This is a genomic window from Serratia sp. EWG9, from assembly GCF_019913725.1.
Taxonomy (GTDB): domain Bacteria; phylum Pseudomonadota; class Gammaproteobacteria; order Enterobacterales; family Enterobacteriaceae; genus Serratia; species Serratia ureilytica.
Genome location: NZ_JADNRO010000004.1, coordinates 70492 through 87507, shown reverse-complemented (window position 1 = coordinate 87507; position 17016 = coordinate 70492). Strand labels below are relative to the sequence as shown.

Sequence of the window (17016 nt, the reverse complement as noted above, 5' to 3'; positions counted from 1 at the left end):
ATCAATAAGTTATACTTTATTGTTTGAAAAGCAATAATTAATAATTTAATTAATTCATTGTCAACGAAATTTATGCCCGGTTTTATCGGCAGCGGCTCTATCGCTTTTTGTTATAACAATGGGAAAAATTATGCTGAAAAAATTTTGCGTTTTTTCGTGCGCAAATCAACGGCACCGTTCCCAACCGCAGACAATGTCAATGGGGCGGCAGAGCCCGCCCCAAGAGGTCTTACCACATCAGCCGGCCGATCAATGGCGCGGCCACGACCGTGATGATGCCGGCCAGCATCATCACCAAACTCGACACCACGCCCTCCTGCGGCCCCAGCTCATAGGCGCGGGCAGTGCCGGCGCCGTGCGACGAGGCGCCAAATCCGGCGCCCTTCGCCAGACGGCTGCGCACCGCCAGCCGCAAAAACAAAATATCCCCCACCGCCATGCCGAACACCCCGGTGATCACCACGAACAGCGCCACCAGATCCGGCTGCCCGCCCATCTGTTTGGCGGCCTCCAGCGCGAACGGCGTGGTGATCGACCGCACCGCCAGGCTGCGCTGCACCTCTTCCGGCAGCGTCAACAGGCGCGCCAGCCACACCGAGCTGTACACCGCCACCAGCACCGCGGTCGTTACCCCGGCGGTCAGCGACAGCCAGTGGCGACGGATGATATGCAGGTTCTCGTACACCGGCACCGCGAAGGCGATGGTCGCCGGCCCCAGCAGCCACAGCAGCCAGTGGGTTTCACCGATGTAGTCCTGATAGGAGATATGGGTGACCACCAGCAGCAACACCAGAATCATCGGCGTCAGCACCAGCGGCATCAGCAGCAACGTGCGGCGGCGGCGATAGAGTTTCTTGTTGGCGAAATACAGCGCCAGCGTCGCCAGAAAACAGGCCAGGCTAAGGATAAAATCATTCATGGCGCAGCTTCCGCCGCTGCAGCCAAATCTCCAGCCGATACACCCTGTCCACCACCAGCCCGGTGGCGCCCAGCGTCAGCACGGTGCTGACTGCGATCACCAGAAAGATCTTCCAGCCCTCGACCATCAGCAGCTGGGCATAGTTGACCACCGCCACCACCGCCGGCACGAAAAACAGCAGCATTTCCGCCAGCAGCCAGCGGGAGCCGGCCTTGACCCAGCTGAGCGGCAGAATGCGCAGCAGGATCAGCGCCAGCAGCATCAGCATGCCGACGATATTGGCGGGGAGCGGCAGGTGGAATTGTTGCACCAGGCGATCGGCGATCAGGAACAGCGCCGCATACAACGCCACCTGAATCGGCACCTGCAAACGGGTCAGCAGGGAGGGGGCAACGCGGCGTAACGCCAGAGACATGAAAGATGACCTCAAACAATAATTGACGGCCTACAGTATACGCAGCCGGGAAACCACGCCTGAAATGAATTAAAATTATCGACATCATGCCGTCCGGGAATAGTTTCCCGCCGGTAGCGTCCCCAAGGAGAACCCTAACGTGGATGTCCGCACCCTGCGCTACTTCGTTGAAGTGGTGCGCCAGCAAAGCTTCACCCGCGCGGCGGAAAAACTGTTCGTCACCCAGCCCACCATCAGCAAAATGCTGCGGCATCTGGAGGAGGAGCTGGAATGCACGCTGCTGATCCGCGAAGGCCGCAAGCTGCGCCTGACCGACAGCGGCCAGGCGGTGTATCAGCGCGGCCTGACGATCCTCGACGAATTCCGCCAGTTGGAGGCGGAGCTGGAAGACATCAGCTCGGTGAAAAAGGGCGTGTTGCGGCTGGGCATTCCGCCGATGGTCGGCAGGCAGATCGCCGATCTGATCCGCCGCTTTCGTCAGACCTACCCCGGCATCGAATTGAAGATTTCCGAGCTGGGCGGGCTGTCGGTCGAACAGGCGGTGATGTCCGGCGAACTGGATCTGGCGATGACGGTGTTGCCCTTCGACTCGGAGCAGCCGCTGACCTTTCTGCCGCTGCTGGGCCACCCGATGTGCGTGGTGGCGCCGCGCACGCCGCAGTGGCTCAACCGCACCAGCATCAATATCGCCGAATTGGCCGACAGCCCGATCCTGATTTATAACGAAGACTTTGCGCTGTACAAGATGCTGATGAAGGCGTTTCGCCTGGCCGGTTTTGAACCGCAAATAGCGGTGCGCAGCGGCCAATGGGACTTCCTCGCCTCGATGGTGCAGGCCGGCGTGGGCATCGCCATGCTGCCGGAGCCGGTTTGCCGCTGGCTGGATAAGGAAAACCTGGTCTGGCTGCCGCTGGAACCGCGCATGGAATGGAAAATCGGCCTGATCTGGCGCCAGGGCAGCTATTTGTCGCACAGCGCGCAGGCCTGGATCGCCTGCTGCCGCGACTACTGGCCGCCGGTCAAGTAGCCAAAAAACAAGGGCCGCACAGGCGGCCCTTCAGGATGGGGATAACGAGGAAAAACGTTTATTCCTCCCTCTGCGTTTATCCCTCGCGCTCGATCAACAGCGCTTCGAGCAAATCGAGATCGTGCAGCAGTTTTTGCAGCGTCTCGTTGCTGATTTTCTGCGTGGCGCGCAGGTGGTACAGCTCGCCGCGCTCGGCGCGCAGCGCCGTCAGGCGGAAACGCCGCTCGAGGTTTTCCATCGCCAGCGCATTCTCGATATCGTCTTTCGACGCGATACGCCGCCGCAGCATGCCCGTCACCCGCGAGCTGACCTCTTTCAACACCTGCGGATCAAGGTTCTCTTCGGTATCGGCGACCAGGCGCTCTTCCATTTTATTCACGCTCTCGATCGCCACCTCGGCCGCCATGGCGATCGCCATGCGCTCTTCCTGCTTGCTGGCGCTCTTGTCGGTCACCTGCACGCCGCGCAACAGCAGCGGCAACGCCAGCACGCCGACAATCAACGACAGCAGGATCACCCCGGCGGCGATAAACACCAGCTGATAACGCGCCGGGAAGGCGGTGCCGTCGCTCAACAACAGCGGTATCGACAGCACGCCGGCCAGGGTAATCGCCCCGCGCACCCCGGCGAACGACGCCACCCACAGCTCACGCGTGCTGTAATCGCCGAACTGCAGCGGACGCTTTTTCATAAAGCGGTTGCTGGCCTTCTTCATCACCCACAGCCAGGTGAAACGCAGCACCAGCAGCGCGGCGTAGATGGTGGCCACGTCGGCGAACAGATACCAGGTCTGGATGGTCGGATCCAGCTCCGCCTGCAGGATGGAGGTTTCAAGAATGCCCGGCAGCTGCAGGCCCAGCATGATGAACACCATGCCGTTGAACACGAATTCCAGCATCGCCCACACGCTGTTGGCGCGCAGGCGCATCGCCAGCGGCGCGTTGCGGATCACGCCGGATTGGCTGATGGTCATCCCCGCCGCCACCGCCGCCAGGATGCCGGAAACGCCGATATGTTCGGCGATCAGGTAGGACGCGAACGGCAGCAGCAGCAGGAACACGATCTGGGTCGCCGGATCGTCGCCGCTCCAGCGGCTCATCACCCGCAGCGATTTACTGTAAGTCCAGGTGACCGCCACGCCGGCCAACAGGCCGCCGATCGCCACTTTGAGGAATTCAAGGGTCGCGCCGCCCACGGTGAACACCATCGTGCCCATCGCCACCGCGATGGCGAACTTGAGCGACACCAGGCCGGACGCGTCATTCATCAGCGCCTCGCCCTCGAGCACGCCCATGATCGGCTTGGGAATCCGCCCTTTGCCGACGATGCCGGACAGCGCCACGGCATCGGTCGGCGACAGCACCGCCGCCAGCGCGAAGGCCGCCACCAGCGGAATGCCCGGCACCATGGCGTAGATCAGATAACCGACGCCGACCACGGTGATCAGCACCAGCACCAGCGCCAGGCCGAGAATTTCACGCCCGTGATGCAGGAACTCGCGCGTCGGCGTTTTCCAGCCGTCGGCGAACAGCAACGGCGGGATGAACAGCACCAGGAACAGTTCGGGATCAAAATCGACGTGCAGCCCGAAATGCGGCCAGGCCAACAGGGCCCCTATGGCGATTTGCATCAGCGGCAGCGGCACCTGGAACGGCAACATGCGCGTCACCACCCCGGACAGGGAGACCACCAGGATCAAAATGAGGATTGTAAAAAAGATTTCCATGCTTTCCTTAGACTCTACGATTCAGACGACATCGGCTCAGGGCCTGCGTTGGTCCCGATAGTAGATCACTTTTTTTACAGCCGTTAAAGCTTGTTGTGCCTTTCAAAACGCGGTGCAGAGCAGAAGAAGACTTATCTTAAGAAGGGAATTGCCGTCACAGGCTCCCCCGCCCGATGGGCGAGGGAAACCCAAGAGGCTTAAATCGCCCAGCCGCCGGCGTAGAACGCCACCAGCGCCACGGCGATCAGCACGGTGCCGATGTTCAGCTTGCGCCATTCGCCGGAGAAGATGCGGCCGATGACCAGCGAGCTGAAGCCCAGCATGATGCCGGTGACGATGTTGCAGGTCAGCACGATGAACACGGCGCACAGCAGGCCGGCCATCGCGTCGACGAAGTCGTTGAAGTCCAGCTTGGTGACGTTGCTCAGCATCAACAGGCCGACGTACATCAGCGCCGGCGCGGTGGCGTAGACCGGCACCAGATAGGCCAGCGGCGACAGGAACAGGATCAGCAGGAACAGAACGCCGACCACGGTGGCGGTCAGGCCGGTCTTGCCGCCCGCGGCGGTGCCGGCGGCGGACTCGATGTAGACCGCGGCGGGCGCGGCGCCCACCAGCCCGGAGAAGATGCTGCTCAGGGAATCCGAGGTCAGCGCCTTGCCGCCGTTGATGATCTGGCCGTCTTTGTCCAGCAGGTTGGCCTGCCCGGCTACCGCGCGGATGGTGCCGGTGGCGTCGAACACCGCGGTCATCACCAGCGCCAGCACGCTCGGCAACACCACCGGCTGCAATGCGCCCATGATATCCAGGCTGAAGATCAACGATTTGCCGTCAGCGTCCGCCAGGCTCGGCATGGCGAACAGCCCCTGATATTTCACCGCCGGGTCGAAGATCAGGCCGATGATGGAAATGACGATGATCACCAGCAGAATGCCGCCGGGCACGCGCAGTTTCTCCAGGCCGAAGATCACCGCCAGGCCGACCAGCGTCATGACGACCGGGAAAGAGGTGAACGCGCCGAGCGCCACCGGCAAGCCATCCAGCGGGTTCTTCACCACCAGGCCGACGCCGTTGGCGGCGATCAGCAGCAGGAACAGCCCGATGCCGATGCCGGTGCCGTGCGCCACGCCCATCGGCAGGTTGCGCAGGATCCAGGCGCGGATGCCGGTGACCGAGATGACGGTAAACAGCACGCCCATCAGGAACACCGCGCCCAGCGCCACCGGAATGCTGATATGTTGGCCGAGCACCAGGCTGAAAGCGGTAAAGGCGGTCAACGAGATCGCACAGCCGATGGCCATCGGCAGGTTAGCCCACAGCCCCATCAGCAGCGAGCCCAGACCGGCCACCAGACAGGTGGAAACGAACACCGCCGCCGGCGGGAAGCCCGCTTTGCCCAGCATGCTCGGCACCACGATCACCGAGTACACCATCGCCAGGAAGGTGGTCAGCCCCGCCACCACCTCCTGACGCACGCTGCTGCCGCGCGCGGAAATTTTAAAATAGCCATCAAGCCCGCCGGTTGGTTTTGCGGCGTGGTTCGCTTGAGAGTTCGACATAGGTTACTTCCCCTGTGTTTCATGAATCGGCCCGTCGCAGCAGGCCTGTAATCTCGCCCGCGCCTGATCGCCACGTAATCGTTTACGTCACGTTCCGCTTCCTTGCCCTTCCGTCGCACCGCCAACGGCGATGCGCACCAAGGCAAACGTTTAACTCGCAGCGCGCGGTACGGGTGATTTATGGTGGTTTATTCAAGGCAAACGATTATCCTGCCTTCCCTAGCGTCTAATCAACTAAAGATCGCGGCAATTTATGCAGAAAGCGGCGGGAAGGGCTTCTGCGCGAAAAGACGGGGCGATCCGGCGCCCCTGCCAGCCTGTTTCACGGCGATCTTATTGCGCCTGCACCGCTGCGGGATCCATATACATCAATTCCCAGATATGGCCGTCCAGGTCCTGAAATCCGTGGCCGTACATCACGCCATAGTCCCGCGGCGGATGATAGGTATTGCCGCCGCCGGCGATCGCCTTGCGCACCAGTTCGTCCACCGCCGCCCGGCTGGGTTGCGACAGGCACACCAACACTTCGGTGGCCTGTTTGGCGTCGCCGATCGGGTTCGGGGTAAACATCCTGAATTTGTCGTGGGTCAGCAGCATCACGTAAATCGTGTCGCTGACCACCATGCAGGCGGCGGTATCGTCGGTAAATTGCGGGTTGAAGCTGAAGCCGAGCTGGGTGAAAAACGCCATTGAGGCGGGCAGATCGCGTACGGGCAGATTTACGAAGATTTGCGTAGCCATGGGCTACCTCCGATGAAGAATGACCCCATCGAGTATAGCCCATCCGCTTAACTCAGCAGGTCGTAAGGGCCGCCCTGTTCCAGCGCCCGCTGGTAAGCGGGCCGGGCGTGGATGCGCTGCAGGAAGCCGCGCAGTTTCGGGCAATTGTCCAACGCGCCGCGCGCCGCCATCGCCTCGAGCGGGAAGCTCATCTGTATGTCCGCCGCGCTGAAATCGTTGCCGACGAACCAGCTGCCCTTGTTCAGGTGCTGTTCGAGATACTCGCAGTGCGGCGCGATCTGTTTGTCGAGGTATTCGCGCTGTACGCCCTTGCCGATCGCGCCCGCCACCGGCCGCAGCAGCCAGGGGATCGGCGGCTGGCCGAGACGGCTGAACACCAGCTTCATCACCAACAGCGGCATCAGCGATCCCTCAGCGTAGTGCAACCAGTAGCGGTATTGCTGGCGCGCGTGGAAGTCCGTCGGCATAAACATGCCCTGTGCGTCGTAGGCTTCCTGCAAGTATTCGATAATGGCGCCGGATTCCGCCAGCGTCAGATCGCCATCGACGATCACCGGCGATTTGCCCAGCGGGTGGATCTTTTTCAGCGCCGGCGGCGCCAGCAGAGTGTGCGGATCGCGCTCGTAGCGTTGCACCTGATAGGGCACGCCCAGCTCTTCCAAAAACCACAGAATGCGCTGCGACCGCGAGTGATTGAGATGATGAACAATGATCATGATGACGCTCCTGTCCGCTGCCACACCAGTTCGCCGATCTGCACGCCGTTGCCGAGCTGCAGCGGCACCGTGCGCAACGTCAGCCGATCGGCGTTAAAGGCGTAAAAGCGCACCTGACGGCTGCCTATCCAATTGGGGAACGAGCAGCCTTCAACCTGATGCACCACCCGTTGCTCGCTTTCTTCCACCTGATAACGGCCGAAATAGCAAATCATATTGATGAAGGCGGCATGGATCTCCCGCTCGGATCCCTGCGCCAAATCGTCGGCGACGAAACGCGGCCGCACGGCGCTGTATAGCTGCGCCGCCATCGTGCCGTTGGCCTCATAGTGGATGCGCCCCAACACCTGCTCGCCCAGCGGGTAATTCAGCTCGCCGTTCTGGTTTTTGAACGCCGACGACACCAACGCCCAGCTGCCGATAAACGCGTTTACCGTCATGACGCTTCTCCGGTTAAGGATCGTCTGTAAAGGGTAGTGGCAATTTTTACCGCACGCCAACGGCTGAAAAACCGTCAATTTATTTGACAGAGATACTCAAAACTCTCCGATTTTTTATTCACACCCGGTGCACTAGTATTTAACACATCGAGAGACAACGCGCTCTCACCTAATAAATACTCTGAGGAACACATCATGAAAAACGTCAAAATTTTTGCTACCGCTGCACTGCTGGCTACCGCTTCTTTCGCTACCTTCGCCGCTGAGCTGCCAACCAGCCAGCCAGCCGCAGACGCGCAGAAAATCGGCGTAGTCACCGTGAGCGGCGCCGCCAACCTGAGCGCGCTAGAAAGCGAACTGGCCAGCAAAGCCGCCGCGTCGGGCGCCAGTTCCTACCGCATCGTCGCCGCCGGCGGCCAAAACAAACTGTACGGCACCGCAGAAATCTTCAACTGATCGTCGGACAGCCAATCGACGGAAGAAAGAAGCCCCGCAAGGGGCTTTTCTCGTTTCAGGCGGCCAGAGCTCTTTGTGGACAGTGATCGCCATTCATTTCACCCATACTGAATGACAGCGCAATCCCCTCACCCACTTTGGAGAAATAGCATGACGACAGCACAACCTCTGCAAGGCAAAGTCGCATTCGTTCAGGGCGGCTCCCGCGGCATCGGCGCCGCCATCGTGAAACGGTTGGCGAACGAAGGCGCCGCCGTCGCCTTTACCTACGCCGCCTCGGCCGATCGCGCCGAAGCGGTGGCGAGCGCCGTGACCGCCGCCGGCGGCAAAGCCCTCGCCATCAAGGCCGACAGCGCCGATGCAGCGGCGCTGCAGCAGGCGGTTCGCCAGGCGGTGAGCCACTTCGGCAACCTGGATATTCTGGTGAACAACGCCGGGGTATTTACGCTGGGCGGCACCGAGGAACTGGCGCTGGACGACCTGGATCGCATGCTGGCGGTCAACGTGCGCAGCGTATTCGTCGCCAGCCAAGAGGCGGCGCGCCACATGAATGACGGCGGCCGTATCATCCACATCGGCAGCACCAACGCCGAACGCGTGCCGTTCGGCGGCGCGGCGGTGTATGCGATGAGCAAATCGGCGCTGGTCGGGTTGACCAAGGGCATGGCGCGCGATCTCGGCCCACGCGGCATCACCGTCAATAACGTGCAGCCCGGCCCGGTGGACACCGAAATGAACCCGGACGCCGGCGAGTTCGCCGATCAGCTCAAGCAGCTGATGGCGATCGGCCGCTACGGCAAAGATGAAGAGATCGCCGGTTTTGTCGCTTACCTGGCCGGCCCGCAGGCGGGTTATATCACCGGCGCCAGCCTGAGCATCGACGGCGGCTTCTCGGCGTAACATCCAAGCCCCGCGAGGGGCTTTTTATTGGCTTGCCGCAGTATGCAAGCCTGACGACGTCGATGCACGCTTGTTTCCCCTGCCCACGCTTTACGCCGCCAATCCCGCGTGAAAGACAACAATCGAATCAGTTTATGTACAAAAACGGAATAGTTTATTGACGATTCTGTTATTTATTCACCTCACTGCCCCCTTTATCCTTCGCTCCATCGTGTCGTACCGGACACCCTTATTTTTCGAATTGTCGAACACAGGATAAAGATATGAAAACCATGACCACCGTTATTTCACTCGCTCTGTTTTCCACGCTGTCGTTTAACGCTGCAGCAGAGAGCGTTACCGCAACCGGCAGCACGCTGGATTCCACCGAAGCCCTCATCGCTAAAAAAGCGCAAGAGGCCGGCGCAAGCGGCTACAAAATCACCAGCGCCTATATGGGTAATTTCGTCACCATGAGTGCTGAGCTAAAAAAATAATATCAATAACGCCGCTTGCCCGGCGTTATTTATTTCCGCATAAGGAAGTCATCGTCGGGTGGTTATTCACCACGCCTTGTTATAAGGCATTACGCTAATACACCCCGCGCACCCAAAAATGAGCTTCTTTCTCCACCGGTTATTATTCGGCGGCCTGATGTCGCCATGTCCGGACGGCTCATTTTCATTCACCCTGCAATACGTTGTTATAAGGATGAGTCACTGATGAAATCATTGTATCGCCTCTCCCTCTTGCTGCCTTTGCTTGCCACAGTGCCTGCACACGCCGCAGAGTCCGCCGCTCAGCCGTCAGACTGGTATCCTTCCGTTTACGGTGCAAAAGACGAAATCGGCGCGGCCAACCTGCTCACGCCAGAAGGGGTATTACAGTCTGTGCAGTTGGTAAAACAAGGCAAGACATTGTCATTGGCGGTGCCCGTCGATAAAGATTTCCCGGCGTTCCGCCACCGCAGCTTCCGCTTATATAATATTCAGCCTGGTCAGCAGGACGGTAAAACGCTTGGCCCAAATAAATTCACCTTTAATGATGAATTGGTGAATGCCTGGACCGGCGTCGGCACTCAGTTGAATGGCATTGGCCATATCGGCATCGACAATGTTTATTATAACGGCAATAAGGCGGCGGATTTCGTCACCGTAGATGGCGTGAAAAAATTGGGCGTGGAAAAAGTGCCGCCCATGGTCACACGCGGCGTCGTACTCGATATGACGGCTTATTATCATAAAGACATCGTTCCGGGCGGCACCGAATTTTCCGTTGCGGATATTCAAGCGGTGCTTAAGAAGCAGGGCATTAGCTTAAAGAAAGGCGACGTTGTTTTATTTAATACCGGTTGGCTGGAGCTGATTGGTAAGGACAATAAAAAATTCCTGGAGGTCGAGCCGGGTATTGGCATGGAAGCGGCGAAGTGGTTGGCTGACCAAGGCATCGTGGCCTTTGGCGGTGATACCTGGGCTTCCGAAGTATACCCTAACCCGAAAAATGACGAAGAGTTCCCGGTCAACCAATACCTGCTGGCCAAACGCGGCGTCTATAACCTGGAACTGATCGACAGCCGCCCACTGGTGCGCACGAAAACCTGGGAATTCCTGTTCGTACTGGGGCAACCGCTGTATGTCGGCTCAACCCAGGTCAACATCAACCCGGTAGCAATTTACTGATTGGCGACACCGCCGTAGAAAATCGGCAGTGAGCGCCCACAAAAAACCCCGCCTGAGCGGGGTTTTTTTAGCGCTGTTGCCAGGCTTAGAACGGAATATCGTCGTCGAAATCCATTGGCGGTTCGTTGCTGGTCGCCGGAGCGCTGTTCTGCGCCGGACGAGACTGCTGCTGGCCGCCGCTGAACTGGTTGCCGCCCTGTGGCTGTTGAGGCTGGCCCCAACCGCCCTGGCCGCCGGCAGATTGACCGGCCGGTGCGCCGCCGCCCTGACGGCCGCCCAGCATCTGCATGGTGCCGCCGACGTTAACCACGATCTCGGTGGTGTAGCGATCCTGGCCGCTCTGATCCTGCCATTTACGGGTCTGCAGGGAGCCTTCGATATAGACCTGAGAGCCTTTGCGCAGGTATTCGCCCGCCACTTCAGCCAGTTTGCCGAACAGCACGACGCGGTGCCACTCGGTCTTCTCTTTCTGTTCGCCGGTCGCTTTGTCACGCCAGCTTTCGGAGGTCGCCAGGGTAATGTTGGCCACTGCGCCGCCGTTCGGCATGTAACGGACTTCTGGATCCTGACCCAGATTCCCGACCAGAATTACTTTGTTTACGCCTCTGCTGGCCATGAGCACTTCTCCCGATGATTGATTTCTACACAGTATAAACGCGTCAGTTTACCACGCTGAGTACGAAACCACACCCGTGTTGATAAGTGCGAATTGCATTCCAGAATTGTCTTTCCGATCGACCTTATTGCATTCGCATACTGGATATCCATTCAGGTTTTTTTGTGTCATAATTATGCGTTTCGACCTGGCTGTGCCGGTTTTTTGCGAGATCCATCACAAAATCCCCCGCAAAAATCGCGACAGGCGCGGTGTATCATCAAGACGGGAAGTGTAAATGGACAATATCGAAGTTCGTGGTGCTCGAACCCATAATCTGAAAAACATCAACCTGATCATCCCGCGTGACAAACTGATCGTCGTCACCGGCCTGTCCGGTTCCGGCAAGTCTTCGCTGGCTTTCGATACGCTGTATGCCGAAGGGCAGCGGCGCTATGTCGAATCACTCTCCGCCTATGCGCGCCAGTTCCTGTCGCTGATGGAAAAACCGGACGTCGACCATATTGAAGGTCTGTCGCCGGCGATCTCCATCGAGCAAAAATCCACCTCGCACAACCCGCGATCCACGGTCGGCACCATCACCGAGATCCACGACTACCTGCGCCTGCTGTTCGCCCGCGTCGGCGAGCCGCGCTGCCCGGATCACCATGTGCCGCTGGCGGCGCAAACCGTCAGCCAGATGGTCGACAACGTGCTGAGCCAGCCGGAAGGCAAGCGCCTGATGCTGCTGGCGCCAGTGGTGAAAGATCGCAAGGGCGAACACACCAAAACGCTGGAAAACCTGGCCGCTCAGGGCTATATCCGCGCGCGCATCGACGGTGAAGTGTGCGATCTGTCCGATCCGCCGAAGCTGGAGCTGCAGAAAAAACACACCATCGAAGTGGTGGTCGACCGTTTCAAGGTGCGCGACGACATGGCGCAGCGCCTGGCCGAATCGTTCGAAACCGCGCTGGAGCTCTCGGGCGGCACCGCGGTGGTGGCGGACATGGACGACGAAAAAGCGGACGAGCTGCTGTTCTCCGCCAACTTCGCCTGCCCGATCTGCGGCTACAGCATGCGCGAACTGGAACCGCGCCTGTTTTCCTTCAACAACCCGGCCGGCGCCTGCCCGACCTGCGACGGCCTGGGCGTGCAACAGTTCTTCGATCCGGATCGCGTGGTGCAAAACCCCGAGCTGTCGCTGGCCGGCGGCGCAATCCGCGGCTGGGATCGCCGCAACTTCTATTACTTCCAGATGCTGCGCTCGCTGGCGGAGCACTATGAGTTCGACGTCGAAGCCCCGTTCAACACCCTGAGCGCCAACGTGCAGAAGGCGGTGCTGAGCGGCTCCGGCAAAGAGTCGATCGAATTCAAATACATCAACGATCGCGGTGACACCACCGTGCGCCGCCACCCGTTCGAAGGCGTGCTGCACAACATGGAGCGCCGCTATAAAGAGACCGAATCCAGCGCGGTGCGCGAAGAGCTGGCGAAGTTCATCAGCAACCGCCCTTGCGCCTCGTGCCACGGCACCCGCCTGCGTGAAGAAGCGCGCAACGTGTTCGTCGAAGACACCACGCTGCCGGAGATCTCCGATCTGAGCATCGGCCATGCGATGACGTTCTTCCAGAACATGAAGCTCAGCGGCCAGCGCGCCAAGATCGCCGAGAAAGTGCTGAAAGAGATCGGCGATCGCCTGAAGTTCCTGGTGAACGTCGGCCTGAACTATCTGTCGCTGTCCCGTTCGGCGGAAACGCTCTCCGGCGGCGAAGCGCAGCGTATCCGCTTGGCCAGCCAGATCGGCGCCGGTTTGGTGGGCGTGATGTACGTGCTGGATGAGCCGTCGATCGGCCTGCACCAGCGCGACAACGAGCGCCTGCTGGAAACGCTGATCCACCTGCGCAACCTCGGCAACACGGTGATCGTGGTGGAGCATGACGAAGACGCCATCCGCGCCGCCGACCACGTGATCGACATCGGCCCCGGCGCCGGCGTGCACGGCGGCCAGGTGGTGGCGGAAGGCACCGTCGATGACATCATGGCGCAGCCGGAATCGCTGACCGGCCAGTTCCTCAGCGGCAAACGCGAGATCGCCATCCCGGCGCAGCGCGTGCAGGCCGATCCGACCAAGGTGCTGAAGCTGAGCGGCGCGCGCGGCAACAACCTGAAGGACGTGACGCTAACGCTGCCGGTCGGTCTGTTTACCTGCATCACCGGCGTGTCCGGCTCCGGTAAGTCGACGCTGATCAACGATACGCTGTTCCCGATCGCCCAGCGCCAGCTTAACGGCGCTACCATCGCCGAGCCTGCGCCGTTCCGCGAAGTGACCGGCCTGGAACATTTCGACAAGGTGATCGATATCGATCAGAGCCCGATCGGCCGCACGCCGCGCTCCAACCCGGCCACTTACACCGGCATCTTCACCCCGGTGCGCGAGCTGTTCGCGGGCGTGCCGGAGTCGCGCAGCCGCGGCTATACGCCGGGCCGCTTCAGCTTCAACGTCAAGGGCGGGCGCTGTGAAGCCTGCCAGGGCGACGGGGTGATCAAGGTCGAGATGCACTTCCTGCCGGACATCTACGTCCCGTGCGACCAGTGCAAAGGCAAACGCTATAACCGCGAAACGCTGGAAGTGAAGTACAAAGGCAAGAGCATCCACGAAGTGCTGGAGATGACCATCGAAGAAGCGCGCGATTTCTTCGACGCGGTGCCGGCGCTGGCGCGCAAGCTGCAAACCCTGATGGATGTCGGCCTGTCCTACATCCGCCTCGGCCAGTCAGCCACCACGCTCTCCGGCGGTGAGGCGCAGCGCGTCAAGCTGGCGCGCGAGCTGTCGAAACGCGGCACCGGCCAGACGCTGTATATTCTCGACGAGCCGACCACCGGTCTGCACTTCGCCGATATCCAACAGCTGTTGGCGGTGCTGCATCAGCTGCGCGATCAGGGCAATACCATCGTGGTCATCGAGCATAACCTGGACGTGATCAAAACCGCCGACTGGATCGTCGATCTGGGGCCGGAAGGCGGCAGCGGCGGCGGCGAGATCCTGGTCGCCGGCACGCCGGAAACGGTCGCCGAGTGTGAAAAATCGCACACCGCGCGCTTCCTGAAACCGCTGTTGGAAAAATAACGGCGGATGATACGCTCAACGAGGCGCCCTATTCCGCCTCGTTGAGCAATCAACCTATCCCTCTGCGAGAAACATTAAATACCCTTCTCTGCATCATTCCTTTAAAAACAGGCGCTTTGAACCCAGCCAATAATAAACTCGCCCCATCATGCCATTTGTTTGGCTTTTGTTTATTCCCCATGCGTTTCACTATTGCGGTGAAATAACGCCAATGGCGCGCCGTCGCCTGTCGATTAATCAATATAAACATGGCGTTTATCAATAAGCCGTCATTTAAACGCGGGCCTGCGGGCCGTTTATTCAATGGGATGATATAAAGGTGTTTAACGTGGATAATAAACTGGGTACCTCTGCCGCCGCCCTGCTCTTTCTTTTTCCCCTCGCCGGTCAGGCGCAGGACGGCGAAGCGTCTTTAACGCTCGCCGGCGGCCTCGCCGTCGCTCCCGCCTATGAAGGCTCGTCTTTTTACAGCATTGAACCGCTGTATCAGGTGAATGCCGGCTATCAAAACGCCAGTTGGGGAGAATTCAGCGCGGGCAGCGAAGGGGCGCGCTGGCAATTCCCCATCGCCGGGCCCGTCGGCATCGCGTTATTGCTCAACTATGACGCCGGCCGTGACGAGGAAATCAAAACCTTGCGCGGGCGTAACACCCGGCTCAAAGGCATGGGCAAACTGGGCGGCGCGCTGGAAGCCGGCGCTGAGCTGAGCTACCAACTCGACCCCTTCCGCGCCTATGTCAAAGGGATGCAGGCGACGCGCAAACGCAGCTACGGCGGGGAAGAACTGGGCCACACCGCCTATGTGGAAAGCGGACTGACCGGGCAATATCCGCTCAGCGAACAGCTGACGCTTATCGGCAATCTCTCCACCACCTGGGCCAACAGCGGCTATCAGCGCGGCTATTTCGGCGTGACGTCGCAGCAGGCGCAGCACAGCGCCTTCAGCGCGTATCGGCCGGGCAGCGGCTTCAAGGACGCGACGCTCACCGCCGCGCTCAACTACCAATGGCGACCGAACGTGGCCTTCCAGGCCGGCGTCGGCGTAACGCGCCTGCTGGGCGACGCGGCCGACAGCCCCATCGTTGAGAAAACCACCTCGGGCATGGCCTTCACCAGCGCCAGCTACAGTTTTTGACGTTTTTGCCTAAGTCTGTGCAGGAAGGGATAAACGCCATGATTAAAAAACGAACTACAGTTTAGCTGAGTGTCAGGTAAACGGATGGATAATTAAACATTCATTATTTACCTGACAATGTCAGGCGTGGCTTTCCCTTATTAAGGATATTTTATGTGTCAACATCATGCGACGGAATGTCGTAATTTCACCGCATTTCGCCACCGCTGGGAAATGCCCATGATCTGGCTATCGGCGATAATTACCTTGTTCGGTTTTTTATTTGGCATCGCCGCCGTCGTGGTAAATACGGATGGAACTGCACTTGGGTTGGGAGACGACGCCAAGGAAACATTGGATACCCTCAGCCTGCTCGCGTTATTACCGCTGATCCCGATCGCTTTCTATATTTACCGTTTCTATCTCGCCGCACAGGCGAAATCCAACGCCTTGCGCATCGGGCCGGCGCAATTTCCGGAACTGTTCGCGCTGTATCAGGATATCGGCCGTCGGCTGGAACTCAAGACGCTGCCCAAGCTTTATCTGACCAACGGCAACGGCGTGGTCAACGCCTTCGCGCTGGAATGCAACCGCCGCCAGCGCTACGTGGTGATCCATGCTGAAATCGCCATGCTGATGCCCACCGCGCCGGAGATCGTGGAGTTCGTGCTGGCCCATGAATTGGCCCATCACAAGCTGCGGCACGTGTCGCTGTGGCGTCTGGCGATCGGCGTTGTGCCGCAGTCGCTGGTGCTGCCCGGCCTGGCGACCACTCGCGCGCAGGAGTATTCCACCGATCGCGTGGCGCTCGCGGTGTGCCCGAACTACGCCAACACGGTGCGGCTGCTGGCCGTCGGCCCCTGGATGCAGCACGGCGTGAATCCGCAGGCCTGGCTGGAGCAGTGCGAAGAAGAGAACAAGGAGTTGTTTGTTCGCATCAGCAATCTGCTGTCAGACCATGCGGTGATGGTCAAACGCTTCAAGGCGCTCAAAGACATCGAGATGCACGGCTTCGAGCGCCATGGCAGCATGTTTTAATCCGCCCGAGGGCTTACAGCGTTTTCAGCACGCGCGCCGGGTTGCCGCCCACCACGCAGTTGGCCGGCACGTCTTTGGTCACCACCGCGCCGGAGGCCACAACCGCATTATCGCCGATGGTCACGCCCGGATTGATCACCGCGCGCCCGCCGATCCACACGTTGTTGCCAATCTTGACCGGCTTGCCGAACTCCGCGCCGCCGGCGCGGGTCTCGGCGTCCAGCGGATGAGTGGCGGTGTAGATATGCACGCCCGGCGCCAGCAGGCAGTTGTCGCCGATATGCACCTCGCACACGTCGAGGATCACGCAGTCGAAATTGGCGTAGAAGTTCTTGCCGAGATAGATGTTATAGCCGTAGTCGCAGCGGAACGTCGGCTCGATGGCGCCGCCTTGATAGCCGCCCAGCAGCTCGTCCAACCATTGTTTGCGCAGCTCGCCCTCTTCCGGCGATGAGTGGTTGTAGCGATGCGTTATCTGGCGCGCGCGCCGACGCTCGCTGCGCAGCAATTCATCGCCGGCGTCGTACAGTTCTCCGGCGATCATCTTGCGCTTTTCTTCGCTCATGGCCATGTCGGCCTCCTTCA

At 59.9% G+C, this 17016-nt stretch carries 17 protein-coding genes; 8 read left to right on the top strand and 9 right to left on the bottom strand.

Going from position 1 to position 17016, the window contains the following annotated elements:
- Nucleotides 1-229 precede the first annotated feature (229 nt).
- Nucleotides 230-919 carry an LrgB family protein gene (locus ITX55_RS11180; RefSeq protein ID WP_004936833.1) on the bottom strand — a complete coding sequence of 230 codons (690 nt, stop codon included), beginning with the start codon at nt 917-919 and terminating at the stop codon, nt 230-232.
- Entirely contained in the window at nt 912-1334 is a 423-nt protein-coding gene (locus ITX55_RS11175; RefSeq protein WP_108682087.1) for a CidA/LrgA family protein, read from the bottom strand. The genes ITX55_RS11180 and ITX55_RS11175 overlap by 8 nt, the downstream gene beginning before the upstream one ends.
- Nucleotides 1335-1473: 139 nt before the next feature.
- On the opposite strand from ITX55_RS11175, the gene ITX55_RS11170 reads away from it, so the two are divergent.
- Entirely contained in the window at nt 1474-2361 is an 888-nt protein-coding gene (locus ITX55_RS11170) for a LysR family transcriptional regulator (RefSeq protein WP_033651228.1), read from the top strand.
- 76 nt (nt 2362-2437) lie between these two features.
- On the opposite strand, the gene ITX55_RS11165 is transcribed toward ITX55_RS11170, so the two are convergent.
- The 5 genes from ITX55_RS11165 to ITX55_RS11145 all read right to left on the bottom strand — a co-directional run bounded on the left by ITX55_RS11165 (nt 2438) and on the right by ITX55_RS11145 (nt 7543).
- Entirely contained in the window at nt 2438-4087 is a 1650-nt protein-coding gene (locus ITX55_RS11165; protein ID WP_004936822.1) for a Na+/H+ antiporter, read from the bottom strand.
- Between the two features lie 197 nt (nt 4088-4284).
- Complete coding sequence (locus ITX55_RS11160; protein ID WP_042785454.1) at nt 4285-5646, bottom strand: NCS2 family permease; 1362 nt, start codon at nt 5644-5646, stop codon at nt 4285-4287.
- Between the two features lie 333 nt (nt 5647-5979).
- Nucleotides 5980-6387 carry a VOC family protein gene (locus ITX55_RS11155; protein WP_015379207.1) on the bottom strand — a complete coding sequence of 136 codons (408 nt, stop codon included), beginning with the start codon at nt 6385-6387 and terminating at the stop codon, nt 5980-5982.
- Between the two features lie 47 nt (nt 6388-6434).
- Nucleotides 6435-7103 carry a glutathione S-transferase family protein gene (locus ITX55_RS11150; RefSeq protein WP_033644433.1) on the bottom strand — a complete coding sequence of 223 codons (669 nt, stop codon included), beginning with the start codon at nt 7101-7103 and terminating at the stop codon, nt 6435-6437.
- A complete protein-coding gene (locus ITX55_RS11145) occupies nt 7100-7543 on the bottom strand; it encodes a lipocalin-like domain-containing protein (RefSeq protein ID WP_033644432.1) in 444 nt (147 codons plus the stop codon). The genes ITX55_RS11150 and ITX55_RS11145 overlap by 4 nt, the downstream gene beginning before the upstream one ends.
- Nucleotides 7544-7738: 195 nt before the next feature.
- Between ITX55_RS11145 and ITX55_RS11140 the strand changes: the two genes are divergently transcribed.
- The 4 genes from ITX55_RS11140 to ITX55_RS11125 all read left to right on the top strand — a co-directional run bounded on the left by ITX55_RS11140 (nt 7739) and on the right by ITX55_RS11125 (nt 10557).
- Nucleotides 7739-7999 (top strand): YdgH/BhsA/McbA-like domain containing protein, encoded by a 261-nt coding sequence (locus ITX55_RS11140; RefSeq protein WP_047573541.1) that lies wholly within the window; start codon nt 7739-7741, stop codon nt 7997-7999.
- A gap of 150 nt (nt 8000-8149) precedes the next feature.
- Nucleotides 8150-8899 (top strand): 3-oxoacyl-ACP reductase family protein, encoded by a 750-nt coding sequence (locus ITX55_RS11135; protein ID WP_046687892.1) that lies wholly within the window; start codon nt 8150-8152, stop codon nt 8897-8899.
- 263 nt (nt 8900-9162) lie between these two features.
- Nucleotides 9163-9375: a DUF1471 domain-containing protein gene (locus ITX55_RS11130; protein WP_033644427.1), complete on the top strand. Its 213-nt coding sequence runs from the start codon at nt 9163-9165 to the stop codon at nt 9373-9375.
- Between the two features lie 225 nt (nt 9376-9600).
- Nucleotides 9601-10557, top strand: coding sequence for a cyclase family protein (locus ITX55_RS11125; RefSeq protein WP_069100421.1), 957 nt, complete (start codon nt 9601-9603; stop codon nt 10555-10557).
- A gap of 85 nt (nt 10558-10642) precedes the next feature.
- Here ITX55_RS11125 and ssb1 read toward each other — a convergent pair whose 3' ends face one another.
- Nucleotides 10643-11173, bottom strand: coding sequence for a single-stranded DNA-binding protein SSB1 (ssb1, locus tag ITX55_RS11120; RefSeq protein WP_004936793.1), 531 nt, complete (start codon nt 11171-11173; stop codon nt 10643-10645).
- A 277-nt stretch (nt 11174-11450) separates the two neighbouring features.
- On the opposite strand from ssb1, the gene uvrA reads away from it, so the two are divergent.
- The 3 genes from uvrA (at nt 11451) to ITX55_RS11105 (ending at nt 16431) form a co-directional block, all read left to right on the top strand.
- Nucleotides 11451-14279 (top strand): excinuclease ABC subunit UvrA, encoded by a 2829-nt coding sequence (gene uvrA, locus ITX55_RS11115; RefSeq protein WP_033644422.1) that lies wholly within the window; start codon nt 11451-11453, stop codon nt 14277-14279.
- Between the two features lie 328 nt (nt 14280-14607).
- The gene (locus tag ITX55_RS11110; protein WP_033651345.1) at nt 14608-15414 is read left to right on the top strand and encodes a MipA/OmpV family protein; all 807 of its coding nucleotides are present in this window, start codon (nt 14608-14610) and stop codon (nt 15412-15414) included.
- Between the two features lie 219 nt (nt 15415-15633).
- Entirely contained in the window at nt 15634-16431 is a 798-nt protein-coding gene (locus ITX55_RS11105) for a M48 family metallopeptidase (RefSeq protein WP_223085059.1), read from the top strand.
- A 13-nt stretch (nt 16432-16444) separates the two neighbouring features.
- On the opposite strand, the gene maa is transcribed toward ITX55_RS11105, so the two are convergent.
- A complete protein-coding gene (gene maa, locus ITX55_RS11100; protein ID WP_047026577.1) occupies nt 16445-17002 on the bottom strand; it encodes a maltose O-acetyltransferase in 558 nt (185 codons plus the stop codon).
- Nucleotides 17003-17016 lie beyond the last annotated feature (14 nt).